Here is a 22,984-nt window from a genome sequence, read left to right as displayed (position 1 = left end):
GGCCTTAGTTTGTCCAACAATCACCATTCATATCTTATTGAAAGGTGATTATTCATGACTGGCATCGACATTTCCAAGGCCTATATTCATGCGGTCCAGACGGGCGATCAGGCGGCATTGATCCGACTGATTTCTCCCGATGTGATCTGGCACCAGCCAGGCAATCATCAGTTTTCCGGAACGCATCGCGGCATGGCGCAAGTCGGTCCGATGCTGGGCAAGATGATGGAAATCTCCAAAGGCACCTTCACGATCACCCACGCCAGTCACTACATGGCCAATGGCGACTGGGTTGCCGTGACGCTGGAGTTCGCTGGCGAGGCCAACGGCGTCAAGTTGAAGCAGCCGGGGGTCGATCTGATCCGCATCGAGAACAGCCAGATCGCCGAAGTTCGTCTCTTCTCCAGCGATCCAGCACAAGAAGACTTGTTCTGGGGACGCGGCGCGGAGAATGAACCAGAAAGCGCCGTTCGCGATCCTTCTACCGGCCCGCGTGCAGCTGCGTAGCGGAGTGAGCGTCGCGCATGCTCAGCCAAACGAGCCCGCCACCTCCTGCTGACACTCGCATCAGTTCATCTGAATGCCCGCCGCGCGGATGATGCGGGCGTTGTTCTGCGACTCCTCGGCGATCTGCCGCGCAAAGTCGGCCGCCTTGCCCCCTTGGGGCACGTTGTCAGTGGCTTCGAGCCGGGCGCGCAAGTCCGGCAACGCCAGGGCCCGGTTGATCTCGGCGTTCAGTCGCTCCAGGATCGGAGCCGGCGTGCGCGCCGGCGCGAACACGCCGAACAGCGAACTCACGTTGGCGGCCGGAATGCCCAGTTCGGCCAGGGTGGGCACGTCGGGCAAGGTGTCGAGCCGGGCAGGAGCGCCCACGGCCAGCGCGCGCAGCTTGCCGGCCTGGATGTGCTGCATCACCGCGGGCCCGGCATTGGTGGACAGCACTTCGAACTGCCCGCTGAGCGCATCGTTGAGCTGCTGGCCACCGCCCTTGTAAGGCACATGCGTGATCTTCGCCTGGGTGGATTGCATGATCTGCTCCAGCATGATGTGCCCAAGCGACGCCAGCCCCGAAGTGGCCCAGCGCACCGCCCCTGGCTGCGCCTTCGCGGTGGCGAGCAACTGGCGGAAATCCTTGGCCTGGCTGGCGGGCGTGCCCAGCAGCAGCACGGGCGAGACCATCACGCTGGCCACCGGCGCGATGTCCTTGGCCGGATCGAACGGCGATTTGCCCAGGTGCGGATTCAGCACCAGCGGGCTGATGGACGAAAAGCCCAGCGTGTAGCCGTCCGGCGCTGCCTTGGCCACGGCATCCATGCCGATGGAGCCGCCCGCTCCTGTCTTGTTGTCCACCACCACCGAAGTGCCCAGTTGGGCCGACAGCTTGTCGCCCAGGGCCCGGGCAACCACGTCGCTCACCCCGCCGGCGGGATAGGCCACGACGATACGGATGGGGCGGGACGGCCAGGCGGCTGCCTGCTGGGCGTGGGCAGCGAACGGCAGCGTGGACAGCCAGGAACAGCTGGCGGCCAGCATCCATTGCCGGCGGGAAAGATCGGTCATGCAAAGACTCCGGGTGCGCAAAAGGAAACCGCGATTGTCCGCGCCCCGCGGGGCCTCCACCGGCTCCCCGGTGACGGCCTATCCGCGGGGGTGGTGCTGCGCGTGCAGGGCCTTGAGCCGCTCCCGCGCCACGTGGGTGTAGATGGTGGTGGTGGAGATATCTGCATGCCCCAGCAGCAGTTGCACCACACGCAGGTCGGCCCCGTGGTTGAGCAGGTGCGTGGCGAAGGCATGGCGCAGCGTGTGCGGCGACAGCGGCACGGTGATGCCCGCCGCATGCGCCTGCTTTTTCACGATGACCCAGAACATCGCCCGGGTCATGCCCGCGCCGCGCTGCGTCACGAAAAGATCGTCGGTCTGCTGCCCGCCCAGGATGGACGCGCGCGCCTCGCCCAAGTAGCGCTCCAGCCATGCCGCCGCCTCGTCGCCGAAGGGCACCAGCCGCTCCTTGCCGCCCTTGCCCATCACCCGCAGCACGCCTTCACGCAAGCCCAGCTGGAAGGTCTTGAGCGTGACCAGCTCGGTCACGCGCAACCCACTGGCGTACATCAGCTCCAGCATGGCGCGGTCCCGCAGCCCCAACGGGTGGCCGGTGTCCGGGGCGCGCAGCAGGGCCTCCACATGGGCTTGCGAGAGTGTCTTCGGCACGCGCAGCGGCTGGCGCGCGGCCTGCAGCCGAACGGTGGGGTCGGCCACGATGCGCCGCTCGCGCAGGGCCCAGTGGAAATAGCGGCGCAGCACGGTCAGGCGCCGATTGGCCGAGGTGGCCCGGGTCTGCGCATGGCGCGCCGCGAAGTAGCCCTGCAGGTGGTATTCCTGCGTGCCGTCGATGGCCAACGCGGACGGCTGCTCCGCCAGCCACTGCGCATACAGCGTCATGTCGCGCCGGTAGGCCGCCAGGGTGTTGCGCGAGAGGCCGTCCTCCAGCCACAGCGCGTCGATGAAGGTGTCGATGGAGGTCTGGCTTTCGGGCAGCATCGCAAAACCATAGCACGATAAAAAAGGCCCGCGGGCGGTGCCGGCGGGCCTGGTCTGAGCAAGCGAAGAGGCGCTGGCTCAGTCGAGCGACAGCTTCTGCTTTTGCACCACGGTCTTGTAGACCTCGAACTCGGCCTTGATCTGCTCGGCGAACTGCTCGGGCGTGTTGCCGATGATGATCGAACCGGTGTCCTCGATGCGCTTGCGCACGGCCGGATCTTCCAGCGCCTTGCGCACGCCGGCGTTGATCTTGTCCACCACGTCCTTGGGCAGATTCTTGGGGCCCAGGATGCCGTAGTACGCCATGCGGTTCACCGGCTCCAGGCCCACTTCCTTGAAGGTGGGCACATTGGGCAGGGCCGCCACGCGCTGGGGCGCGGCGACCACGATGGGCACCAGGCGGCCATCCTTGATGAAGGCCAGCGCCGAAGGCAGGTTGTCGAAGATCATCGGCACCTGGCCGGCCACCGTGTCGTTCAAGGCCGGGCCCGCGCCGCGGTAGGGAATGTGCGTGACGAAGGTGTCGGTCAGGCTCTTGTACAGCTCCATCTGCAGATGGCCGATGCCGCCCGTGCCGGACGACGAGTACGAATACTTGCCCGGCACCTTCTTGATCTCGGCGGCGAAGCTCTTGTAGTCCTTGGCTGGAAAGCTGGGGTTCACCGCAATGATGTTGGGCGTGGCGGCGATGTTGATGATCGGCGTGAAGTCCGTCAGCGGGTTGTAGGGCGTCTTGGGGTTGATCGCCGGGTTGGCCGCCGTGGTGGACACGGTGGCGATGCCCAGGGCATAGCCGTCCGGCGTCGCCTTGGCCGTCTCGGCCGCGCCGACCACGCCACCCCCACCCGCGCGGTTGTCCACGATCACGGGCTGGCCCAGCGCGCGCGACAGCGGATCGGAGATCACGCGGGCGATGATGTCGGTCGTTCCCCCCGGAGCAAAGGGCACCACCAGCCGGATCGGTTTGGTGGGATAGCTCTGGGCCATGGCACTGCCCGTGGCCACGAGGACGGCCAGACCCAGCCAGTTTCGGCGCTGCATAGAAGTCTCCTTGTACTGCTTGAACACGATGAAAACGATGGTGTGCATCCTAATCGCTGACGCACGCCGATCGTGGTCCGCATGGCAGTCCACAGTGAGGGATTTCCCGCACGCGCAAGGGCGGTTCCCGTTGGCAGGAGATGGGTTCAGTGCCGTCGTTGAGGGGGTGGCGTTGCTCCTTGCAAGTGAGGGGTAAGGGCCGGGCGGACCGCGGATGGAAGACGGTCCGGCATCACACCATCGCGTCCCAGATCAGCTTGACGCCGACCAGCATCGTGCCTGCCAGGAAGACGGTTTTCATGCGCTCGGGCGACAGCACCCGGGCCACCCAGGCGCCCATCACACCGCCCAGGGCGCAGCCGATGAAGAGCGGAATGCCCCACTGGAAATCGACCGCGCCGTGGGTGATGAACGTCGTCACGGACGAACCCACCACGAGCAGGTTGAGGCGCGTCATCACCGAAGCGCTGTCGGAAAACGACAGGCCGAAAAAATGCATCAGCGCAAAGATGAGAAAGGTGCCGAAGCCCGCGCCGAAAAAGCCCGAATACACGCACAGCGCGAACACCGTGGCGATGCCGGCCAGCGGCAGACGTGCGGCCGGCGCCGGGGTGGCGGTGCGTGCGGAAAAATCCGTCCGGTAGGTGATCCACAGCACCACGGCCATCATGGCGGCGACGATGATGCGCAGCACCCGGTCATCGACCCCAGTGACGATCAGCGAGCCCATCACGGACCCCGCCACCGCCAGGGGCCAGAGCACCCAGGGAATGCGCACCGGGGCCGCGACGGCCCGGCGGTGGGCCAGCGTACCGGTGAAGAACGAGCCCACGAGCGCGAACTTCACGGTGGCGATGGCCGCGGCGGCGGAATGCCCCATCAGCAGCAGCAACGGCACGCCGATGGTGACGCCCCCTCCGACCGTCACGGCCACGCCACCCACAACGAGCCCCATCAGGGCCATTGCGCAGAGCATCACCATGCGAGGGACAACTCGTCGTTGCTGAGCACGTCGATCGCGCGGCGCGACAGCGCATCCGCAGCCAATCCCCTGGCGCCACCACCGCCACTGCCGCCGCTTCCTCCGCCCTGCGGCTGCGTCATGTAGCGCCGCAGCACGGCCATGCGCAGCGGCACGCCGTACGCGGCCTGCAGGAAATACTTGTTTTGCGGGGTCGGGTCCACATCGGTGTCCAGCTCGTCCGTGCGGGGCAGGCAATGCATCACCGCCAGCCACGGTGGCGCCTTGGCCAGCAGCGCGCGGTGCACGCGGCATTTGTCCAGCTGGCGCTGGTACAGCGCGGCGTCGCTGAACATCTCGCGCTGCACGCGCACGACGTACAGCAGATCGACATGGCCCAGCATGGCCTGCACCGAATCGTGCAGATGGATGGGGCGCCGCGCCGCAGCGGCGAGGTCGGCCGGCAAAGGGCTGCCGTCGTCGGCTTCGCTGGCGGCATCGACGGCATGCAGTTCGACATCTCGGAACTGCCCGAGGCCGACCAGCAGCGACTTCACCGCACGCGAGTAGCGCAGGCCGCCCACCAGCCCCACGCGCAACCCATCGAGGGTGTCGAAATGCTCACGCGCGGTGTACAGGTCGATCAGGGTCTGGGTAGGGTGCCGCGCGAGCCCTTCGCCTGCATTGATCAAAGGCACGTCGAGGGTGCCCTTGATTTGCTCCATCACGCCATGGTCGGCGTGCCGCGCGACCAGCGCGTCGGAGTAGTAGCCGGCCATGCGGGTGGTATCGAGCAGGCTTTCGCCCAGGGGTTGGCGGGTGCTGTGCATGTCGCAAACGCTCAGCACGCGTGCGCCGAGACGGTAGGCCGCGGATTCGAAGCTCAGCCGCGTGCGCGTGCTGGGCTGGCAAAACAGGGTGAAGACGATCTTTCCAGCCAGCGCATTTCCGAACTCTCCGGGAAACCGCCGAATGTCGTCGGCATCGGAAAACAGCGACTCGATTTCGCTGCGCGACAGGTCTTCGATGGATATCAGGTTTTTTGAGGCCATGCGCCATCAATCATTGCAGCCGACAAATACAAGGCGCTATCGGTGCGCCAATGCGCACCGATAGCAGCTTGCTCCTCCCCTCCCGGCTTTTTATTCAAGTCTCTGGAGTTTTTGCACAGGATGAATATTGACGGCATTCAATCCATAAGTGAAGATTTGCCGTCTTATACAAAACATAAGCTAAGCCTATGGAACGTACCTTGGATCTCGATCAATTACGGACCTTCGCGCTGGTGCTGGAATTGGGGAGTTTTTCTGCTGCGGCGCAACGGCTGGGGGTGACCCAGCCCGCGGTGAGCCTGCAGGTGAGAAATCTGGAGCGCCGCCTGTCGGTGCGCCTCATCGAGCGGGTGGGCCGCCGCGTGGGCCCGACCTCCGCCGGCGCGGATCTGCTGGCCCATGTGCCGCATGTGACGGCCGCCGTGGCCAATGCCGTCAGCGCCGCCACCTTCCACTCGGCCGGGGTGACGGGGCGCGTGCGGCTGGGCACGGGCCTGACCTCGTGCCTGTACCTGCTGCCGCCCATCCTGCAGGACCTGCGCAAGCGCTTTCCGTCGCTCAGCATCCTCGTGAGCACGGGCAACACGGAGGACTACGTGCGCCGCATCGAGGACAACTCGATCGATGCCGCCATCGTGACGCTGCCCATCGTCTCGCGCGCGGTCGCCGTGGTCCCCATCCTGGAGGACGAGCTCATGGCCATCTGCCGCCGCGGCACCTGCCACTGGCCGCGGGCGGTCACCGCGCAGATGATGAACGAGCACCCGCTGGTGAAGTTCGAGACGGGTAGCAGCACGCGCGGGATCGTGGACGACTGGCTGAGCGCCGGCGGCACCTTGCCCACGCCCGCGCCCGTCATGGAGTTCGACAGCGTGGAGGCCATCAAGGCGATGGTGGCGGCGGGTCTGGGCTGCGGCATCCTGCCGCGCATGGCGCTGTCGGGCCACAGCCGCCGCCATGAAGACCTCGAACTGCGGCCGCTGGACCCGCCCCTGTACCGCACCCAGGCCCTCATCACCCGCCATGACAAGCCCATGAACCGGGGGCTGCAGAAGGTGATCGAGGCCATCGTCGAGGGCGGCAGGTCCGCGGCGCGGCCCGGTCCCTGAGGCGTCACCCACGCCCGGCCCCGGCGGCCATCGGGGCGGGCCGCGCGGTATCCTGCGGGCCGTGAATTACGCGCAGCTCCTCCTCCCCGACTTTGCCCTCATCCTGTGCGGTTACCTGGTCTGCCGCTACACGGCCCTCAACCGCGCCGTGTGGCAACCGGTGGAAAGCCTGGTGTACTACCTGCTCTTTCCCATCCTGCTGTTCCAGTCCATCGTCAAAAGCCCGATCCAGATCGGCGAGGCCTCGGGGCTGATCGGTGCCGGCGTGGCGACGGGCCTGGTCGGCATCGCACTGGCCTACAGCCTGCCGCGGCTGCCCGGCCTGCGTGGCCGCATCGACCCGCGCGACCACGCGGCGAGCGCGCAGGTGGCGTTCCGCTTCAATTCCTTCATGGGCCTGGCGCTGGCCGAACGGCTGGCGGGCCCACAGGGCCTGCTGCTCATCGCCGTGCTGATCGGCGTGTGCGTGCCGCTGTTCAACGTGGCCGCGGTGTGGCCCATGGCGCGCGCGGGCCAGCACGGTTTTTTCAAGGAGCTGCTGCGCAACCCGCTGATCGTGGCCACCGGATCGGGGCTGGCGGCCAACCTGCTGGGCTTTCACATTCCCGTGTGGATGGAGCCCACGGTGAGCCGCATCAGCGCGGCGTCGCTCGCGCTCGGGCTCATGGCGGCCGGCGCGGGCATGCAGTTCGGCCTGCTCACGCGCGGCAAGCTGCTGTCTGCATCGGTGCTGGCGATCCGCCACCTGGTGCAGCCGGTGATCGCGTTCGGCATGGCGCGGCTGCTGCGTCTGGACGCGGTGCAGACCACGGTGCTGATGGCTTTCTCCGCCCTGCCCACCGCGTCCACCTGCTACGTGCTGGCGGCCCGCATGGGCTACAACGGGCCCTACGTGGCCGGGCTGGTGACGCTGTCCACCGTGCTGGGGGTGGTCAGCCTGCCCTTCGCGCTCGCCGTGCTGCGCTGACAAACCCATGCGGCCCGCGGGCCGCTCACCACACGCCGGCCCAGTGCAGGAGCGCGGCCATCGCCGGCATGAGCAGCGCGGTGGCGATGCCGTTGAGCGCCATGGCCAGCGCGGCGAACGAGCCGGCGGTGGCATTGGCCTGCAATTCGCGCGCCGTGCCGATGGCATGCGCCGTCAGCCCCACGGCGAAGCCGCGCACCACCGGGTCGCCATCGAGCCGCATCGCGCGCAGCAGCGGGCCAGCCATCACCGCGCCAGCAATCCCGGTGACCGCCACGGCCACCGCCGCCAGCGATGCAATGCCGCCCAGCCGCTCGGCCACGGCGGTCGCGATGGGAATGGTGGCCGACTTGGGCGCAAGCGACATCAGCGTCTGCATCGACCCGCCCAGCGCCCACGCCACGAGCACGGCCGACCCGATGGCCGCCACCGATCCGGCGAGCAGCGCGATCGCCACCGGCCGCCAGATCTGCCGGATCCGGCCCAGTTGCCCGTACAGCGGCACCGCCAGCGCCACCGTGGCCGGGCCGATGAAGAAATGGATCAGCTGCACGCCCTCGAAGTACACCGGGTACGGCACGCCGAGCGCCAGCAGCACGCACACGATGCCCACCACGGCCGTGAGCACGGGCAGCAGGAACGGGTTGTGGCCGCTGCGACGGTACAGCCATAGCGCTGCGAGGTAGGCCAGCAGCGTGAGCGTGAGCCAGGTCAACGGGGAGCGTTCCAGCGCGCTCAGTGCCGCCAGACCGGTGGTGGAGTCCGTCATGCGGGCGCCCTCATGCCGGCGGACCCGCGCGCCGGCTGCGCGCCAGCAGCCAATGCAGGGTGAGCGCCGTCACGGCCATCGTCACCGCCGCACCGACGATGCAGGCGATGAGGAAGGGCTTCCACTCGTCCGCCACCCGGCCGAAGTGCACCATCACGCCGGTGACGGTGGGGATGAACAGCAGCATCATGTGCTGCAGCAGGGAGGACGCGGTCGTGGCCAGCGCTTCGGGCACGCGCCGCCTCCAGGCCAGCCAAGCCAGCAGCCAGAGCATGCCGACCAGGGCGCCCGGCAACGGCCAGCCCGTCAGGCGCACCGTGGCCTCTCCGAGCAACTGGAAGGCGATGAGAAGGCACAGGGCTTGGATCATGGGCAGGCCGGTATTGTCGGCCAGCCGCAGCCTGCCCGCACCCGGGCGTTTTGCCGCAGGCGAATGCTATTTATTTGATAGCGCAATGCCCTAGTACTTATTGCGCTGGAGGCCGTTTTTGCTCCAACCCCCAGGCGACGTGCTCCCGCACCAGGGCGCTGGCGTCGGCGGCGCGGGACCGCAGCGCGGCCTCGATGCCGGCGTCCCCCGTGGCATGCAGCGCATTGCCCAGCGCCACGGCCACGTTGCGCAGCCACCGTTCGTGGCCGATGCGGCGGATGGGGCCGCCTTCCGTCATGCGCAGGAAGGTGGGCTCGTCCCAGGCGAACAGGTGCGCGAGCTGCTGCCCGGCCAGGCCGGGCCGCGCGTCGAAATCGGGCAGCCCGCTGACCTGCGCGAACTTGTTCCAGGGGCAGATGAGCTGGCAATCGTCGCAGCCGTAGATGCGGTTGCCCATCGGGCGGCGCAGTTCGACGGGAATCGGCCCCGCATGTTCGATGGTGAGGTAAGAGATGCAACGCCGGGCGTCCACCCGGTGCGGCGCGACGATGGCCTGCGTGGGGCACACGTCGATGCACGCCTGGCAACTGCCGCAATGCGCGGTCACGGGCGCGCTGGGCTCGAGCGGCATGTCCACATAGATCTCGCCCAGAAAGAACATGGAGCCCGCCTCGCGGTTGAGCACCAGCGTGTGCTTGCCGCGCCAGCCCTGCCCGCTGCGGCTGGCCAGCTCCGCCTCCAGCACGGGCGCCGAATCGGTGAACACCCGGTGCCCCACCGGCCCCACGGCCTCGCCGATGCGGTCGGCCAGCTTCTGCAGCCGCTGGCGCAGCACCTTGTGGTAGTCGCGCCCCCGGGCGTACACCGACACGATGCCTTCGGACGGGCGCTCCAGCCGCGCAAACTCCACGGCCTGCCAGCCAGGGCCGGCGCCCGGCGCGCCGTGCGCGGGCCCGGCTGGCGTGTCGCGCGGCAGGTAGTCCATGCGCGCGGTGATCACGCTCACGGTGCCGGGCACCAGTTCGGCAGGCCGGGCGCGGCGCAGGCCGTGGGTTTGCATGTAATGCATGTCGCCATGGAACCCTTGCGCCAGCCACTGCATCAACCCCGGTTCTGCGGACGACAAATCCACACCGGCCACGCCGATTTGGGAGAATCCCAATTCGCGGGCCCAGCCTTGCATTTGAGGAACGAGTTGACTGCTGCTGAACATCACCCCCGGATTGTAGAAAGCCCCCCCGCGGACACGCCCGTCGCACTGCGCTGGGAGAGCGAGGAAGACACCGCCGCCTTCGCCGCCCGGCTGGCCGCCCAAGCCCCGATCGCCAATGCCTTCATCACCTTGCACGGCGATCTGGGCGCCGGCAAGACCACGCTGGTGCGCCACCTGTTGCGTGCGCTCGGCGTGCAGGGCCGCATCAAGAGCCCGACCTATGCCGTGGTGGAGCCGCACGAGGCACCGGGGCTGGCCATCTGGCACTTCGACTTCTACCGCTTCAACGACCCGCGCGAGTGGGAGGACGCGGGCTTTCGCGACATCTTCGCGGGGCCGGGACTCAAGATCGCGGAATGGCCCGAAAAGGCCGCCGCGCTCATCCCCATTGAAGACCTTGCTATACACATTGAAGCAGGGGATGATGGCGAGCGGCACGTCACCCTGCAGGCCCGCACCGCATCGGGCCGCACCCTTGCACAAGGATCGAAGGCATGAGCGAAGCGCCACCTCCCCATCCACCCAGCCGGCGATCGCTGCTTCAGGCCGGCACGCTGGTGCTGCTGCTGGGCACGCAGCAGATCGCACGCGGTGCCAGCATCCTGGCCGTGCGCGTCTGGCCCGCGCAGGACTACTCCCGCGTCACCATCGAATCCGACCGCCAGCTGGTGGCCAAGCAATTTTTCGTGACCACGCCGCCCCGCCTGGCAGTGGACATCGAAGGCATCGACCTGAACCCCGAGCTGCGCGAACTGGTGGCCAAGGTGAAGGCAGACGATCCCAACATCGCCGGCATCCGCGTGGGCCAGAACGCGCCCAACGTGGTGCGGCTGGTGCTGGACCTCAAGCGGCCCGCCCTGCCCCAGGTGTTCACGCTGCCGCCGATCGCGGCCTACCAGCACCGGCTGGTGTTCGACCTGTACCCGGCCGAGCCCGAAGACCCGCTGGAGGCCCTCATCGCCGAGCGCCTGCGCGAAGCGCCGCCGACCGCGCCCCTGCCCAACATCGCCGCCGCCAAGCCCGGCACTGCGGGCGATCCGCTGGGTGAGCTGATCGCCCAGCAGATCCAGCGCCCCGGCGCGCCGCCCCCGCCGGTGGGCCTGCCCGCACCGGCCGCGCCCGCCGCGCCGCCACCGGCCGTGGCAGCGGCCGCTGCCGCCCCCACCCCGCCGCACGCGCCGTCGCCGCCACCGGCCGCGCCCGCCATCGCGAAGGCGACCGACCGGCTCATCATCGTGGCGCTGGACCCCGGCCATGGCGGCGAAGACCCCGGCGCCACCGGCCCCGGCGGCACGCGCGAGAAGGACATCGTGCTCAAGGTGGCGCACCTGCTGCGCGACCGCATCAACGCCACCACGGTCGGCGGCAATCCGATGCGGGCCTTCCTGACCCGCGACGCCGACTATTTCGTGCCGCTGGGCGTGCGGGTGGACAAGGCCCGGCGCGTGCAGGCCGACCTGTTCGTGAGCATCCACGCCGACGCCTTCACCACGCCCGCGGCGCGCGGCGCCAGCGTGTTCGCGCTGAGCCAGGGCGGCGCCTCCAGCTCGGCCGCGCGCTGGCTGGCCAACAAGGAAAACCAGTCCGACCTCATCGGCGGCCTGAACGTCCGCGTGCAGGACCGGCACGTGCAAAGCGCCCTGCTGGACATGAGCACCACGGCGCAGATCAACGACAGCCTGAAGCTCGGCAGCGTGCTGCTGGGGGAGATCGGCAGCATGGCCAAACTGCACAAGCCGCGCGTGGAGCAGGCCGGCTTTGCCGTGCTCAAGGCGCCGGACATTCCCAGCGTGCTCGTGGAAACCGCCTTCATCAGCAACCCCGAGGAAGAGGCCAAGCTGCGCACCGCCGCCTACCAGCAGCAATTGGCCGACGCGCTGATGCGAGGGATCACGCGATACTTCGCCAAAAACCCGCCGCTGGCACGCAGCCGGTCCGTCTGACGGCTCGGCGGGCCTGCGAGCGTGACCTGAAACCACGAGGAGAACCCCATGGCCCTGCACCACGCACGTTCCGGAGAAGTCGTCAGCCTGAGCCCGCTGGGCGACCGGCTGGCGAGCGCCGCCACCACGGCCATCATCAAGGCCGCCCAACTGGAAGTGATCCGCGTCGTGCTGGCGGCCGGCAAGGATTTGCGCCAGCACGACACGCCCGGTGAGATCACCGTGCAGTGCCTGGAGGGCGAAGCGGAGTTCCACACCGCCGGCGGGGCGCGTCTGCTGCGCCCGGGCGACTTCGTGCACCTGCAGCCCCGCGCCGCGCACTCGCTGCGCGCGGTGAGCGATGCCTCGCTTCTCGTGACCATCTGCCTGGCCCCGGGCTGACCCGCAAGCCGCGGTCAGGTGGGGCACCTCCTACAGCACGCGGCCTCGCCTGCCTACACCGCAGTCGCGGCGCCGGGGCGATAGTGCAGGCATGGGTTGGGACAGGCAAATGCAGCGGTTTGAATGGATCGCCGCCCTGTCCGGATCCCATGCCCTCAAAGATACCAGGAGCCAAGTCATGAACTACCGCCATCTCGTTTCCGCCGCCGCTGTCGCAGCCGCACTCGGCCTCGTCGGCTGCTCTTCCAACCCCACCAATGCACAGATCGGTACCGGCGTAGGCGCCGTGGCCGGTGGCGTGCTGGGCAGTGCCGTCGGTGGCACCACCGCGACCGTGATCGGTGCCGGCGCCGGTGCGCTGGTCGGCCACGAACTCGGCGAAGACCGCGATCAACGCCGCCGCTGATCTCACAGGGATGGCTTAACCCCCATCCTTTAGATCACAAGACGCCTGCAGGGCCCCAGTGCCCTGCAGGCGTTTTTGCGTGGGTGCCAAGCGGAGCGCCTCCCAAAAGCACGGATGCAAAACGATAAAGCGTCTCGCCACTAACCGATACGGTTTAGTACATTTAAAGCGCGTGGGTGCGGCTAACATTCTTGGCTTGTTCCACTCTGCAGAATACATTCCATGCGCCCGTCGTCACTGGCCACCGCCAACGAACCTCTTTCGCCCGAGCCTGCGCTGAGCCGCCGCCGTGCCGCGCTGCAACTGATGGCCATACCCGCCGCCATCGCGTCGGGCAGTGCCCTGGCGAACGGCACGGCGGATGCGGCGAGCGCTGCAGTCAAGAAGCGATTCACCACATCGCAAGGCTGCCACCTGCACTACCAGGATCGTGGCCGGGGCCCGGTCGTGCTGCTCGGGCACAGCTACCTGTGGGATTCTTCGATGTGGGCGCCCCAGATCCTGGCGCTGTCGCGCCACTTCCGGGTCATTGCCCCCGACCTTTGGGGCCACGGCGCCTCGGGGCCGCTGCCCGCCGACACGCAGGACCTGAAAGGCCTGGCGGCACAGATGCTGGAACTGCTCGACGCCCTGCATGTCCGCGAATGTGCCGTGGTCGGCCTCTCGGTCGGCGGCATGTGGGGTGCGGAGCTGGCGCTGAAGGCGCCGGAGCGGGTTCGCAGCCTCGTGATGATGGACACCTACCTCGGGGCCGAGCCCGAGGCCACGCGCCTGCGCTACTTCGGCCTGCTCGATGCGATCGAGGCCGGCGGGCAGATCACCCAGCCGCTGGTAGATGCCATCGTGCCGATCTTTTTTCGGCCCGGCACCGATCCCTCGAGCCCCCGCCCCGCCGCGTTCGGCCGCAGCCTGGCGGCGATGGCGCCCGATCGATTGCGCCAATCGGTGGTGCCGCTGGGCCGCATCATCTTCGGCCGCGCCGATGCGATGGACCGGCTGGCTGCGCTCCGCCCCCAGACCACGCTGCTCATGTGCGGCGACGAGGACATTCCCCGCCCGCCGCACGAGATGCACGCCATGGCCGAGGTGATCGGCTGCGATGCCGTGGTGATCCCCGAGGCCGGCCACATCTCGAACCTGGACAACCCGGAGTTCGTCACCCGCCAGCTGCTGCAGTGGCTGGACCGCACGATGCGCTGACAGCGCATTCGCTCGGGCAGCCGGAGGACGGGGCGCGGTGCCCCCGGCGCCCGCTCAGGCCGTTTTCTGGCGGCCGGCGCGCCAGCCGCCGTAGAGCGCGATCAGGCCCGGCACCAGGATCAGCGCCCAGATGATCTTGTCCAGATTGGCCTGCACCCACGGGAAGTTGCCGAAGAAGTAGCCCGCCGTGCAGATGCCCAGCACCCACAGCAGCGCACCGCCCACGTTGAACGCCGTGAACTTCGCCCGGCCCATCTCGGCCACGCCGGCCACGAAGGGCGCGAAGGTGCGGATGAAGGGCATGAAGCGCGCCAGCACGATGGTGACGCCACCGTAGCGTTCGTAGAAGTCGTGCGCCTGCTGGAACGCGCGCCGGTTGAACCAGCGCGAATCGGGCCACTGGAACACCTTGGGCCCGAAATAGCGCCCGATGGTGTAGTTGCACTGGTCTCCGAGGATGGCCGCCGCGATCAGCACGGCGCAGGCCAGCGGAAAGTTCATGAGCCCCGCACCGCACAGCGCACCGACGATGAACAGCAGCGAATCGCCGGGCAGGAACGGCATCACCACCACCCCCGTCTCGACGAAGACGATGAGGAACAGCAACGCATACACCCACGGGCCGTAGGCGCTGACGAAGGCCGCCAGGTGCTTGTCCACGTGCAGGATGAAGTCGATCAGGAACTGGATGATTTCCAAGGGCGGACCTTCTGAGGAAAGTGAGATGGCGGGATTGCCAATGCGGCGCGTACTCTAACCGCACTGCCTAGAATGCCGGGCAATGACCACAGAGCCCACCCTGCGCCGACCGATCCGCGACCTGCCCGACGAACTCATCAGCCAGATCGCGGCCGGCGAGGTGGTCGAACGGCCCGCCTCGGCCGTGCGCGAGCTGGTGGACAACGCGCTCGACTCCGGCGCCACCCAGATCGCCGTGCGCCTGCTGGCCGGCGGCGTGCGGCTGATCTCGGTGGAAGACGACGGCAGCGGCATCCCCCAGGAAGAACTGCCGATCGCCCTGCGGCGCCACGCCACCAGCAAGATCACCAACCTGCACGACCTCGAATCCGTGGCCACCATGGGCTTTCGTGGCGAGGCGCTCGCCGCCATCGCTTCGGTGTCGGAAATGGCCCTGCTGTCGCGCACCGCGGAGCAGGCCAGCGCTTTCCTGCTGGATGCGCGCAGCGGCGAGCTGCGGCCCGCCGCGCGCAGCCAGGGCACGACGGTGGAAGTGAAGGAACTGTTCTTCGCCACGCCGGCGCGGCGCAAATTCCTCAAGACCGACGCAACCGAGCTGGCCCACTGCATCGAGGCCGTGCGCCGCCATGCGCTCGCCCGGCCCGATGTGGGCTTCGCCATCTGGCACGAAGGCAAGCTGGTCGAACAGTGGCGCGCCACCCTGGCCGCTGGCGACGAGTCCGATGGCGCGCTGCAGCAGGCGCTCGACCGGCGGCTGGCCGACGTGCTGGGAGACGACTTCCTCGCAGAATCGGTCGCCGTGCGCCACCGCCACGGCGCCATCACGGTGACCGGCCGCGCCGGCCTGCCGGATGCGGCCCGCTCGCGCGCCGACCAGCAGTTCTGCTACGTGAACGGCCGCTTCGTGCGTGACAAGGTGCTCACGCACGCCGCGCGCGCCGCCTACGAGGACGTGCTGCACGGGCAGAAGCAGCCCGTGTATGCGCTGTACGTGGCCATCGACCCGCTGCGGGTGGATGTGAACGTGCATCCCACCAAGATCGAGGTGCGCTTTCGAGACAGCCGCGAGGTCCACCAGGCCGTGCGCCATGCGGTGGAGAACGCCCTGGCCGTGCCCCGTGCCCAGGCACTCGCCGCGAGCGGCGCCACCGAGACGGCGCCAGGGGCGGCCGCCCCGGCCCCCGCTCCCGGGATCGCGCCCAGCTGGAAGGCGCAGGCGGCGATCCGGTTCGATGAGCCTGTGGTCGGCCACCGGGTGACCGACCTGCAGGCGCTGTGGGGATCGCCGAAGGGGCCCGGCGCCGGCGCACAAGACAGCGCCTTCCCGGCCGGTGTGCAGGAGCCGCGCGCCGAATGGGGCCATGCCGGCGCAGCCGGCGCCGCGGCGGCCGGCACCGTTGCCTGGACTCCGCCCCCCTCCCCGCAGACCACCCCCTCTTCAGCCGCCGACGTGACGCCTGCGCCGCCCGCGGCGGACGACGACGCGCCGGCCTGGCCCCTGGGCCGGGCGGTGGCGCAGATCCAGGGCGTCTACATCCTCGCGGAGAACGCCCACGGCCTGGTCATCGTGGACATGCATGCCGCGCACGAACGCATCGTGTACGAGCGGCTCAAGGCGCAGGTGGACGGCAGCGAGCGCATCGCCAGCCAGCCGCTGCTGATCCCCGCGACCTTCGCCGCCACGCCGCAGGAAGTGGCCACGGCCGAGGCCCAGGCCGACACGCTGTCGATGCTGGGGCTGGAGATCGCCCCCTTCTCCCCGAAGACGCTGGCCGTGCGCGCCGTACCCACCTCGCTGGCCCAGGGCAATGCGGTGGAACTGGCACGCAGCGTGCTCGCGGAGTTGTCAGCACACGACGCCAGCACCGTGGTGCAGCGCGCCCGCAATGAAATTCTGGGTACGATGGCCTGCCACGGCGCGGTGCGCGCCAACCGCCGGCTCACCCTCGACGAAATGAACGCCCTGCTGCGCCAGATGGAAGTCACCGACCGGTCCGACCAGTGCAATCACGGCCGCCCCACCTGGCGGCAACTGTCCATGCGCGAGCTGGACGCCCTCTTCCTGCGCGGACGCTGACCCCCCGGCGCCGCAGGCCATACGGATTCCACCCATGCCACTGCGCCGCCACCACCCCTATCACCTTCGCTCCGCGTGCCAGGGCTATGGCGTGGCAGCCCTGGCGACCATCGCCGCCCTCACGCTGCCGGCCCACGCGGGGCGGCCCCTCACGGTCGACGACGCGGGGGTGAATGCCCCTGGCGAAGGGCATGTAGAGGTGTGGTGGGAAGGCGTGCACCGCGACCGCGGCGCCTTCTATGCAGCGCCGGCCTATGCCCCGGCGGCGCTGCCGGGCCTGGAGCTGGGCGCCCTGCTGGCGCGCGATCTGGACGGCCGCGCCACGGTGCAAAGCGTGGTGGCCAAATGGCAGTGGACGCCGCCGCCCGAGCAAGGCTGCCATGCGGCCAGCAGCGTGGGCCTGTGGCACACCCACCGGGAGCCGCGCAGCACGCGGGCCCTCAACCTGCTGGGCACCTGCATCGCCAGCTGGGGGGCCGTGCACGCCAATGCCGGCACGCTGCACACGCCCGATCACCGCTGGCTGCCCACCTGGGGCGCCGCCGTCGAATCCACCTGGGGCGCGGTCACGGCGCACATCGAGGCGTTCGGCCAGCGCGGCGGTCCGCCCACGTTCCAGACCGGCGCACTGTGGGAATGGACGCCGGGCTGGCAACTGGATGGGGTCGTCGGGCGCCGGCAAGGCAGGACCCTGCTGAGCATCGGCGTCAAGCACAGCTTCTGACGCACCCCGAAACGATGGCCCGCCGGCGACGCTGCTGCCGGCAGGCCGTCGACCGACGGATCAGTCGTCCCGCGCCGCCTTGGCGTGGTCGGGGAAGTCCGCGAACACGCCGTCCACGCCCAGGCGGTAGAACATGCGGTATTCGGCCTTCGGGTCGCCCTTGAAGTCGGAAGCCAGGCGGCGCGCCTCGCTGCGGAAGGTGTACGGGTGCACGAAGAGGCCGGCCGCGTGCGCGTCGGACACGACGGAGGTCGCGGGCATCATCACGCGGTCGCGCTCGTCGATCTTGCCGTCGCCGTTCAGGTCGTCGGGCTGGCCGTCCTTGTTGTCATCCACCAGCTTCGAGGGGATCAGGTACGGCTTCCATGGGCCGATGCCGTCCGCATAGGTCTTGACCTCCTTCAAGCCCGCAGGGGTCAGCAGGCTGGCGAAGGTGCGCTGGTCGCCGGCCACGGCGAAGTCGTAGGGTTTGTCGTAGGGCGCGGTCAGGTCCATGCTGCCGTCGGCCTTGATGTCGTTGGCGTCCACCAGTTGCACCAGGCGCACCTGGGTCTTGGTGCGCAGGTACTTGAGGTTGGACACTTCGAACGACTGCAGGATGACGGGGGACGCCGCGGTGGTGTAGCCGTACTGCGAGAGTGTGGTGAGCAGTCGGTCCTCGAGCTTGAGGTTCAGGTTGGCGTGGTAGGTGGGGTGCTTGGTTTCGATGTACACGCCCACGGTGCGGCCCACGCGCGTGCCTTCGGACCGGGCGAGGTCCAGCACTTCGACCAGCGTCGGGATCTGGTACTTGCCGTTGAACGACTGGTCGCGCTCGGCCAGGGGCTGGATGGCGCGCAGGGTCTTGATCTCGGCCAGGGTGAAGTCGGAGGCGAACCAGCCTTCTTCCTGCACGCCATCGACCATCTTCTTGGTCTTGCGGCTGGCGAACTCCGGGCGCTGCGACACGTCGGTGGTGCCGGTGATGTTGGGTTCGTGCCGTGCGATCAGCACACCGTCCTTGGTGGCCACGAGGTCCGGTTCGATGAAGTCCGCGCCCAGCTCGATGCCCTTCTTGTAGCCTTCCAGCGTGTGGTCCGGCAGGTAGCCGGCGGCACCGCGGTGGCCGATCACCAAGGGCTTGGCGCCGTTCAGCGTGGGGCAATCATCGTCGTTGCCGCCACAGGCGGCCAGGGCGGCAGCGGCGGCCAGGGCCAGCGCGGCCCCTTTGAAACCAGACAGGTGCATTGCTCTACCTCATTGATCGTTGAAGTGCGCCACTGTGGAGGCGCCACATGACAGGACGGTGACTCGGGGAACTTTGTCGCCGCAGCGGTATCTCGGCGCCGAACGCACCGTTGTTGTGCGTTGTTGCCCCACCTTGCCCCCGGAGTGCGCATCCTACGGGCCACCCCGTCCAGCCGTCACGGCCTATCGATGCTGCGCTGCAGCGTCAATCGGCGCTTTTCCGGGCTCCTGCCCTGGGCAGCGGTGCCGAAATCAGGCCATCTCTCCAGCACAATCCGGATGTAACAAAGCGCATCGACGGGCGCGTTTCTTGCAAAAGCCGGAAAAGCCGGGGATTTCCCGATTTGCTATTGAAAAGTGAGCAACCAAGGCAATCAAAACGCCGGCATACCCGCTGAAACACTGCCATAGAACTTTCCCGACACCGCGGCACTCAGTCCTACCCATGAAACGCTGGCCCCTCCTTTCATGCATCGCCCTCGCCATGGCCGTCACGGCAGGTTGCGCCACCCTCGACGCCAAGCAGCGCGAGTGGATCTTCCAGCCCAGCGACCGCGCCTGGGGCGGCGCCCAGTCCACCGACGACATGGAAGACGTCTGGATCGCATTCAACTCGCAAGCCACCGGCAAGGCCGAGAAGCTGCACGGCCTGTGGCTGCCGGCCGCCAAAGCCGATGCGCCCGTGCTGCTGTACCTGCACGGCGCGCGCTGGAACGTGTCGGGATCGGCGGGCCGCATGCGGCGCATGCAGAGCATGGGGTTCTCGGTGCTGGCGGTCGACTACCGCGGCTTCGGGCGCAGCAGCGCGGCCCTGCCGTCGGAGACCACGGCCCTGGAGGACGCCCGCGCCGCGTGGGACTGGCTCGCGCAGCGCGCGCCTGACCAGCCGCGCTACATCTTCGGCCACTCGCTCGGCGGCGCCATCGCCATCGACCTGGCGGCGATGGTGAACGACGAGAAGGGGACCATCGTGGAAGGCACCTTCACCAACATCCCCGAGGTCGTGGCCACGTTCAAATGGGGTTGGCTACCGGTGTCGGGCCTCATCACGCAGCGCTTCGAGTCGGCGCGCAAGGTGGCCCACATCGGCTCGCCCCTGCTGGTGGTGCACGGCAGCGACGACAGCCTGATTCCGCCCACCCTCGGCCGCAAGCTGTACGACGCCGCGCAGGAACCCAAACGCTTCGTGCTGGTGGAAGGCGGCACGCACCACAGCACGAACACGGTGGGCGAGCCGCAGTACCGCGCCGCGCTGGCGGACCTGTTCCAGGTGTACTGACCCGGCCGGCGTGCGCAGGCGAAGGCCGCCTGCGCACCCGGTTGGGCGGTGCCCATCTGGTAGGCTCGCCCGCATGTCCGTTCCCCCCTTCGCCGCGGCGAGCCAGGAGCCGCCGGCCGTCGCCGTCGCGCCGGGTCTGGCCATCACCGTGCTCGCGCTGCTGCTGAGCCTGCAGCCCGTCACCACCGATCTCTACCTGCCTGCGCTGCCCTCCCTCACGCGCAGCCTGGACGCACCCGTGGCGTCCGCCCAGCTCACGCTCAGCGCGCTGCTGCTGGCCTTCGGGTGCTCGCAACTCGTATGGGGGCCGCTGTCGGACCGCTTCGGCCGCCGGCCGGTGCTGCTGGCGGGTCTTTCCATCTACACCCTGGCATCGGTCGCCAGCGTGCTCGCCCCGTCGATGCAATGGCTGATCGGCTGGCGCGTGGCACAGGGCGCGGCCATGGGCGCGGTGGTGATGTGCGCCCGCGCCATCGTGCGCGACCTCTACACGCCGGCGCTGGGCGCGCGGGCGATGTCACGGGCCCTCACCGGGCTGGGCATCGCGGCCAGCTTGTGCGCGCCGGTGGGCGGGCTGCTGACGGAGTGGCTGGGCTGGCGCGCGGCGCTCTCGGCCCTCACCGCCTACGGTGTGGCCACGCTGGCCGTGGTCGCCCTGGGCCTGCCCGAGACGCTGGCGCGGCGCAACCCACACGCCCTGCGGCCGGCCACGCTGGCACGCACCTGGGCCACGGTGCTGCGGCACCGCACGTTCTGGGCCTATTCGCTGCTGACCACGGCCAGCTACGGCGGGCTGTTCACGTTCCTGGCGGCATCGTCGTTCGTCTTCATCGAGGCCCTGGGACTGTCGCGACCGCAATACGGCGCCGTGCTGCTGTCGACTGCGCTGGCGTACCTGGTGGGCACGGTGCTCTGCCGGCAATTGCTCGCGCGCCTGGGCGTGCGGCGCACCGTGGCGGTGGCCGGCGCCGTCAGCCTGCTCGGCGGCACGCTGATGGCCGCGGCGGCCATCGCCGGCTGGCATGCGCCGCTGGCACTGCTGCTGCCGATGTGCGTGTTCATGGTGGCGCATGGCATCCACCAGCCCTGCGGGCAAAGCGGTGCGGTGGGCCCGTTTCCGCAGGCGGCCGGCGTGGCCTCGGCCCTGAACGGCTTCATGATGATGCTGGTCGCCTTTGCCGTAGGCCGATGGGTCGGCGCGCGGCTGGACGGCACCGTGTGGCCGCTGGTGCACGGCGTGTGGGCCTGCTCGGCCGCGCTGGCCCTGACCGCCTGGACGCTGGTGCAACGACACGGAGAGCCCCATGCGCCTGCCTGAAACGCTGCCCTGCATCGCGCTGGCCGGCCCCACCGCCTCGGGCAAGACGGCGGGCGCCCTGGCGCTGGCCGCATCGCTGGCGCCGCATTGCCCGGTGGAGATCGTGAGCGTCGATTCGGCGCTGGTGTACCGCGGCATGGACATCGGCACGGCCAAGCCGACGCCCGCCGAGCTGGCCGCGGTGCCGCACCACCTGATCGACATCCGCGACCCGTTGCACGCGTACAGCGCGGCCGAGTTCGTGGCCGACGCGACCCGCCTCATCGCGCAGATCCGCGCGCGCGGCGCGCTGCCGCTGCTGGTGGGCGGCACCATGCTGTACTTCAAGGCCCTGCTGGACGGCATCGACGACATGCCGCCTGCCGACCCCGCCGTGCGCGCCGAACTGGAGGCCCAGGCCGCCGCCATCGGCTGGCCCGGCATGCACGCCGAACTGGCCCGCGTGGACCCGATCACGGCCGCGCGCCTGGCACCGGCGGACAGCCAGCGCATCCAGCGCGCGCTGGAGGTGTGGCGCATCGCAGGGCAGCCGCTGTCGAGCTTTCATACGATTAAAAAAGGAGCAGAAGACGGCGCCAATGCGGCGGTGGATGCCCTTTTCTCTCTGGAACCCGAAGACCGCGCCTGGCTGCACGGGCGCATCGCCCAACGCTTCGACGCCATGCTGGACGCGGGCTTCGTCGATGAAGTGCGCCGGCTTCGGGCGCGCGGCGACCTGCACCCCGACCTGCCCTCCATGCGCTGCGTGGGCTACCGCCAGGCCTGGGAGGTGCTGGATGCCGAGGCGGCCACCGGCACACTCGATGTGGCAGGCCTGCGCGAACGCGGCATGGCCGCCACCCGCCAACTGGCCAAGCGCCAGGTGACCTGGCTGCGCAGCATGCCGGCACGCCACGCCATCCCCTGCGATGCCCCCGGCGCCACCGAACGGCTGGTGCAGGCCGTGCACCGGCGGCTGGCCGACGAGGCCGTAGCATGAGCGCCGCACCGTCCAGTACCGCCGGCTCAGCGAACGCCGTGCTGCGCGTCGAACAACTGGGAAAACGCTACGGCGAGGCCGACGTGTTCGCGCAGGTGGACCTGGCCGTGCACCCGGGCGAGTTCGTGGCCATCGTGGGCGAATCGGGCGTGGGCAAGTCCACGCTGCTCAACTGCCTCGCGGGCCTTGATACCTGGGACACGGGCCGCATCGTGCACGGCAGCACCGACCTGTCCACGCTGGACGACACGCAGCGTGCCCTTTGGCGGCGCGCGCACGTGGGCTTCGTGTTCCAGGCCTTCCACGTGCTGCCGCACCTGGACGTGGCGCAGAACGTGGCGCTGCCGCTCATGCTGCTGGGCCGTACCGATCCGGCACGGGTGGCGCACATGCTGGCCGCCGTGGGCCTGGAGGGCCTGGGCGATCGCCTGCCCCAGCAACTGAGCGGTGGGCAACTGCAGCGCGTGGCCATCGCCCGCGCGCTCGTGCACCGCCCCGCCCTGCTGCTGGCCGACGAGCCCACGGGCAACCTCGACCCCGCCACGGCCGCCCGCGTGATGGACCTGCTGCTGGCGCAGACGCGCGAACACGGCGCCGCGCTGGTCCTGGTCACCCATTCGGACGCCGCCGCGGCCCGGGCGGACCGGCGGCTGCGCCTCACCGCCAGCGGCATGGCACCTTCCGCTGGCCAACCCGGTCCGGTTATGCCGCCCGCGACCTGACCGGCACCG

General features: G+C 69.1%; 24 protein-coding genes. 14 read left to right on the top strand and 10 right to left on the bottom strand.

What is annotated here, in order from left to right; genetic code table 11:
• Positions 1–54 precede the first annotated feature (54 nt).
• Positions 55–507, top strand: coding sequence for a nuclear transport factor 2 family protein (locus AVTE2539_RS14060; RefSeq protein ID WP_284411446.1), 453 nt, complete (start codon positions 55–57; stop codon positions 505–507).
• Positions 508–567: 60 nt separating this feature from the next.
• On the opposite strand, the gene AVTE2539_RS14055 is transcribed toward AVTE2539_RS14060, so the two are convergent.
• The 5 genes from AVTE2539_RS14055 to pyrB form a co-directional block, all read right to left on the bottom strand.
• A complete protein-coding gene (locus tag AVTE2539_RS14055) occupies positions 568–1,560 on the bottom strand; it encodes a Bug family tripartite tricarboxylate transporter substrate binding protein (protein WP_284411444.1) in 993 nt (330 codons plus the stop codon).
• Between the two features lie 78 nt (positions 1,561–1,638).
• Positions 1,639–2,538 (bottom strand): site-specific tyrosine recombinase XerD, encoded by a 900-nt coding sequence (gene xerD, locus AVTE2539_RS14050; protein ID WP_284411442.1) that lies wholly within the window; start codon positions 2,536–2,538, stop codon positions 1,639–1,641.
• Positions 2,539–2,616: 78 nt separating this feature from the next.
• Entirely contained in the window at positions 2,617–3,579 is a 963-nt protein-coding gene (locus AVTE2539_RS14045; protein WP_272568039.1) for a tripartite tricarboxylate transporter substrate binding protein BugE, read from the bottom strand.
• A gap of 232 nt (positions 3,580–3,811) precedes the next feature.
• Complete coding sequence (locus tag AVTE2539_RS14040) at positions 3,812–4,561, bottom strand: sulfite exporter TauE/SafE family protein (protein ID WP_284406016.1); 750 nt, start codon at positions 4,559–4,561, stop codon at positions 3,812–3,814.
• Positions 4,555–5,592, bottom strand: a complete 1,038-nt coding sequence (gene pyrB, locus AVTE2539_RS14035; RefSeq protein ID WP_284411440.1) for an aspartate carbamoyltransferase — start codon at positions 5,590–5,592, stop codon at positions 4,555–4,557. Before pyrB ends, AVTE2539_RS14040 begins: the two co-directional genes overlap by 7 nt.
• A gap of 188 nt (positions 5,593–5,780) precedes the next feature.
• Between pyrB and AVTE2539_RS14030 the strand changes: the two genes are divergently transcribed.
• The gene (locus AVTE2539_RS14030) at positions 5,781–6,701 is read left to right on the top strand and encodes a LysR family transcriptional regulator (RefSeq protein ID WP_284411438.1); all 921 of its coding nucleotides are present in this window, start codon (positions 5,781–5,783) and stop codon (positions 6,699–6,701) included.
• A 61-nt stretch (positions 6,702–6,762) separates the two neighbouring features.
• Positions 6,763–7,668: an AEC family transporter gene (locus AVTE2539_RS14025; protein WP_284411436.1), complete on the top strand. Its 906-nt coding sequence runs from the start codon at positions 6,763–6,765 to the stop codon at positions 7,666–7,668.
• 25 nt (positions 7,669–7,693) lie between these two features.
• Here AVTE2539_RS14025 and AVTE2539_RS14020 read toward each other — a convergent pair whose 3' ends face one another.
• The 3 genes from AVTE2539_RS14020 to queG form a co-directional block, all read right to left on the bottom strand.
• Positions 7,694–8,437: an LrgB family protein gene (locus AVTE2539_RS14020; protein WP_284411434.1), complete on the bottom strand. Its 744-nt coding sequence runs from the start codon at positions 8,435–8,437 to the stop codon at positions 7,694–7,696.
• A 10-nt stretch (positions 8,438–8,447) separates the two neighbouring features.
• A complete protein-coding gene (locus AVTE2539_RS14015) occupies positions 8,448–8,807 on the bottom strand; it encodes a CidA/LrgA family protein (RefSeq protein WP_284411432.1) in 360 nt (119 codons plus the stop codon).
• Between the two features lie 97 nt (positions 8,808–8,904).
• Positions 8,905–9,990, bottom strand: a complete 1,086-nt coding sequence (queG, locus tag AVTE2539_RS14010; RefSeq protein ID WP_284411430.1) for a tRNA epoxyqueuosine(34) reductase QueG — start codon at positions 9,988–9,990, stop codon at positions 8,905–8,907.
• 12 nt (positions 9,991–10,002) lie between these two features.
• Here queG and tsaE point away from each other — a divergent pair, with 12 nt between their 5' ends.
• The 5 genes from tsaE (at position 10,003) to AVTE2539_RS13985 (ending at position 13,950) form a co-directional block, all read left to right on the top strand.
• Positions 10,003–10,518, top strand: a complete 516-nt coding sequence (gene tsaE, locus AVTE2539_RS14005) for a tRNA (adenosine(37)-N6)-threonylcarbamoyltransferase complex ATPase subunit type 1 TsaE (RefSeq protein WP_284411428.1) — start codon at positions 10,003–10,005, stop codon at positions 10,516–10,518.
• Positions 10,515–11,963: an N-acetylmuramoyl-L-alanine amidase gene (locus tag AVTE2539_RS14000; protein WP_284411426.1), complete on the top strand. Its 1,449-nt coding sequence runs from the start codon at positions 10,515–10,517 to the stop codon at positions 11,961–11,963. Before tsaE ends, AVTE2539_RS14000 begins: the two co-directional genes overlap by 4 nt.
• 48 nt (positions 11,964–12,011) lie before the next feature.
• Positions 12,012–12,344: a cupin domain-containing protein gene (locus AVTE2539_RS13995; protein ID WP_284411424.1), complete on the top strand. Its 333-nt coding sequence runs from the start codon at positions 12,012–12,014 to the stop codon at positions 12,342–12,344.
• 178 nt (positions 12,345–12,522) lie between these two features.
• Positions 12,523–12,750, top strand: a complete 228-nt coding sequence (locus AVTE2539_RS13990) for a YMGG-like glycine zipper-containing protein (RefSeq protein ID WP_272551696.1) — start codon at positions 12,523–12,525, stop codon at positions 12,748–12,750.
• Between the two features lie 222 nt (positions 12,751–12,972).
• Positions 12,973–13,950 (top strand): alpha/beta fold hydrolase, encoded by a 978-nt coding sequence (locus tag AVTE2539_RS13985; protein WP_284411423.1) that lies wholly within the window; start codon positions 12,973–12,975, stop codon positions 13,948–13,950.
• Positions 13,951–14,004: 54 nt separating this feature from the next.
• Here AVTE2539_RS13985 and AVTE2539_RS13980 read toward each other — a convergent pair whose 3' ends face one another.
• Complete coding sequence (locus tag AVTE2539_RS13980) at positions 14,005–14,649, bottom strand: DedA family protein (RefSeq protein WP_272568021.1); 645 nt, start codon at positions 14,647–14,649, stop codon at positions 14,005–14,007.
• An 82-nt stretch (positions 14,650–14,731) separates the two neighbouring features.
• Here AVTE2539_RS13980 and mutL point away from each other — a divergent pair, with 82 nt between their 5' ends.
• Both mutL and AVTE2539_RS13970 read left to right on the top strand, forming a co-directional pair.
• On the top strand, positions 14,732–16,726 hold the full coding sequence (mutL, locus tag AVTE2539_RS13975; RefSeq protein WP_284411422.1) for a DNA mismatch repair endonuclease MutL: 1,995 nt from the start codon (positions 14,732–14,734) through the stop codon (positions 16,724–16,726).
• A gap of 34 nt (positions 16,727–16,760) precedes the next feature.
• Positions 16,761–17,450, top strand: coding sequence for a PA4824 family protein (locus AVTE2539_RS13970; protein WP_284411421.1), 690 nt, complete (start codon positions 16,761–16,763; stop codon positions 17,448–17,450).
• Between the two features lie 60 nt (positions 17,451–17,510).
• Here AVTE2539_RS13970 and AVTE2539_RS13965 read toward each other — a convergent pair whose 3' ends face one another.
• Positions 17,511–18,677: a glycerophosphodiester phosphodiesterase gene (locus tag AVTE2539_RS13965; RefSeq protein ID WP_284411419.1), complete on the bottom strand. Its 1,167-nt coding sequence runs from the start codon at positions 18,675–18,677 to the stop codon at positions 17,511–17,513.
• A gap of 445 nt (positions 18,678–19,122) precedes the next feature.
• Here AVTE2539_RS13965 and AVTE2539_RS13960 point away from each other — a divergent pair, with 445 nt between their 5' ends.
• From AVTE2539_RS13960 to AVTE2539_RS13945, 4 genes are all read left to right on the top strand, one after another.
• Positions 19,123–19,956: an alpha/beta hydrolase gene (locus tag AVTE2539_RS13960; RefSeq protein WP_284411417.1), complete on the top strand. Its 834-nt coding sequence runs from the start codon at positions 19,123–19,125 to the stop codon at positions 19,954–19,956.
• 73 nt (positions 19,957–20,029) lie between these two features.
• Positions 20,030–21,274: a multidrug effflux MFS transporter gene (locus tag AVTE2539_RS13955; RefSeq protein WP_284411415.1), complete on the top strand. Its 1,245-nt coding sequence runs from the start codon at positions 20,030–20,032 to the stop codon at positions 21,272–21,274.
• Complete coding sequence (gene miaA, locus AVTE2539_RS13950) at positions 21,261–22,253, top strand: tRNA (adenosine(37)-N6)-dimethylallyltransferase MiaA (RefSeq protein ID WP_284411413.1); 993 nt, start codon at positions 21,261–21,263, stop codon at positions 22,251–22,253. The genes AVTE2539_RS13955 and miaA overlap by 14 nt, the downstream gene beginning before the upstream one ends.
• Entirely contained in the window at positions 22,250–22,975 is a 726-nt protein-coding gene (locus tag AVTE2539_RS13945; RefSeq protein WP_284411410.1) for an ABC transporter ATP-binding protein, read from the top strand. The genes miaA and AVTE2539_RS13945 overlap by 4 nt, the downstream gene beginning before the upstream one ends.
• The last annotated feature ends 9 nt before the right edge of the window (positions 22,976–22,984 follow it).

It is taken from the genome of Acidovorax sp. SUPP2539, from assembly GCF_030158975.1.
Taxonomy (GTDB): domain Bacteria; phylum Pseudomonadota; class Gammaproteobacteria; order Burkholderiales; family Burkholderiaceae_C; genus Paracidovorax.
This window is presented reverse-complemented; position numbering and strand designations above follow the sequence as displayed.

Coding starts and splice junctions, on each gene's coding strand:
- AVTE2539_RS14055 (WP_284411444.1), bottom strand. CDS start 1,560: ATGACCGATCTTTCCCGCCGGCAATGGATGCTGGCCGCCAGCTGTTCC.
- miaA (WP_284411413.1), top strand. CDS start 21,261: ATGCGCCTGCCTGAAACGCTGCCCTGCATCGCGCTGGCCGGCCCCACC.
- AVTE2539_RS13960 (WP_284411417.1), top strand. CDS start 19,123: ATGAAACGCTGGCCCCTCCTTTCATGCATCGCCCTCGCCATGGCCGTC.
- AVTE2539_RS14060 (WP_284411446.1), top strand. CDS start 55: ATGACTGGCATCGACATTTCCAAGGCCTATATTCATGCGGTCCAGACG.
- queG (WP_284411430.1), bottom strand. CDS start 9,990: ATGCAAGGCTGGGCCCGCGAATTGGGATTCTCCCAAATCGGCGTGGCC.
- AVTE2539_RS13945 (WP_284411410.1), top strand. CDS start 22,250: ATGAGCGCCGCACCGTCCAGTACCGCCGGCTCAGCGAACGCCGTGCTG.
- mutL (WP_284411422.1), top strand. CDS start 14,732: ATGACCACAGAGCCCACCCTGCGCCGACCGATCCGCGACCTGCCCGAC.
- xerD (WP_284411442.1), bottom strand. CDS start 2,538: ATGCTGCCCGAAAGCCAGACCTCCATCGACACCTTCATCGACGCGCTG.
- AVTE2539_RS13955 (WP_284411415.1), top strand. CDS start 20,030: ATGTCCGTTCCCCCCTTCGCCGCGGCGAGCCAGGAGCCGCCGGCCGTC.
- AVTE2539_RS13985 (WP_284411423.1), top strand. CDS start 12,973: ATGCGCCCGTCGTCACTGGCCACCGCCAACGAACCTCTTTCGCCCGAG.
- AVTE2539_RS13995 (WP_284411424.1), top strand. CDS start 12,012: ATGGCCCTGCACCACGCACGTTCCGGAGAAGTCGTCAGCCTGAGCCCG.
- AVTE2539_RS14040 (WP_284406016.1), bottom strand. CDS start 4,561: ATGGTGATGCTCTGCGCAATGGCCCTGATGGGGCTCGTTGTGGGTGGC.
- AVTE2539_RS14045 (WP_272568039.1), bottom strand. CDS start 3,579: ATGCAGCGCCGAAACTGGCTGGGTCTGGCCGTCCTCGTGGCCACGGGC.
- pyrB (WP_284411440.1), bottom strand. CDS start 5,592: ATGGCCTCAAAAAACCTGATATCCATCGAAGACCTGTCGCGCAGCGAA.
- AVTE2539_RS14020 (WP_284411434.1), bottom strand. CDS start 8,437: ATGACGGACTCCACCACCGGTCTGGCGGCACTGAGCGCGCTGGAACGC.
- AVTE2539_RS13990 (WP_272551696.1), top strand. CDS start 12,523: ATGAACTACCGCCATCTCGTTTCCGCCGCCGCTGTCGCAGCCGCACTC.
- AVTE2539_RS13965 (WP_284411419.1), bottom strand. CDS start 18,677: ATGCACCTGTCTGGTTTCAAAGGGGCCGCGCTGGCCCTGGCCGCCGCT.
- AVTE2539_RS13970 (WP_284411421.1), top strand. CDS start 16,761: ATGCCACTGCGCCGCCACCACCCCTATCACCTTCGCTCCGCGTGCCAG.
- AVTE2539_RS14030 (WP_284411438.1), top strand. CDS start 5,781: ATGGAACGTACCTTGGATCTCGATCAATTACGGACCTTCGCGCTGGTG.
- AVTE2539_RS14000 (WP_284411426.1), top strand. CDS start 10,515: ATGAGCGAAGCGCCACCTCCCCATCCACCCAGCCGGCGATCGCTGCTT.
- AVTE2539_RS14015 (WP_284411432.1), bottom strand. CDS start 8,807: ATGATCCAAGCCCTGTGCCTTCTCATCGCCTTCCAGTTGCTCGGAGAG.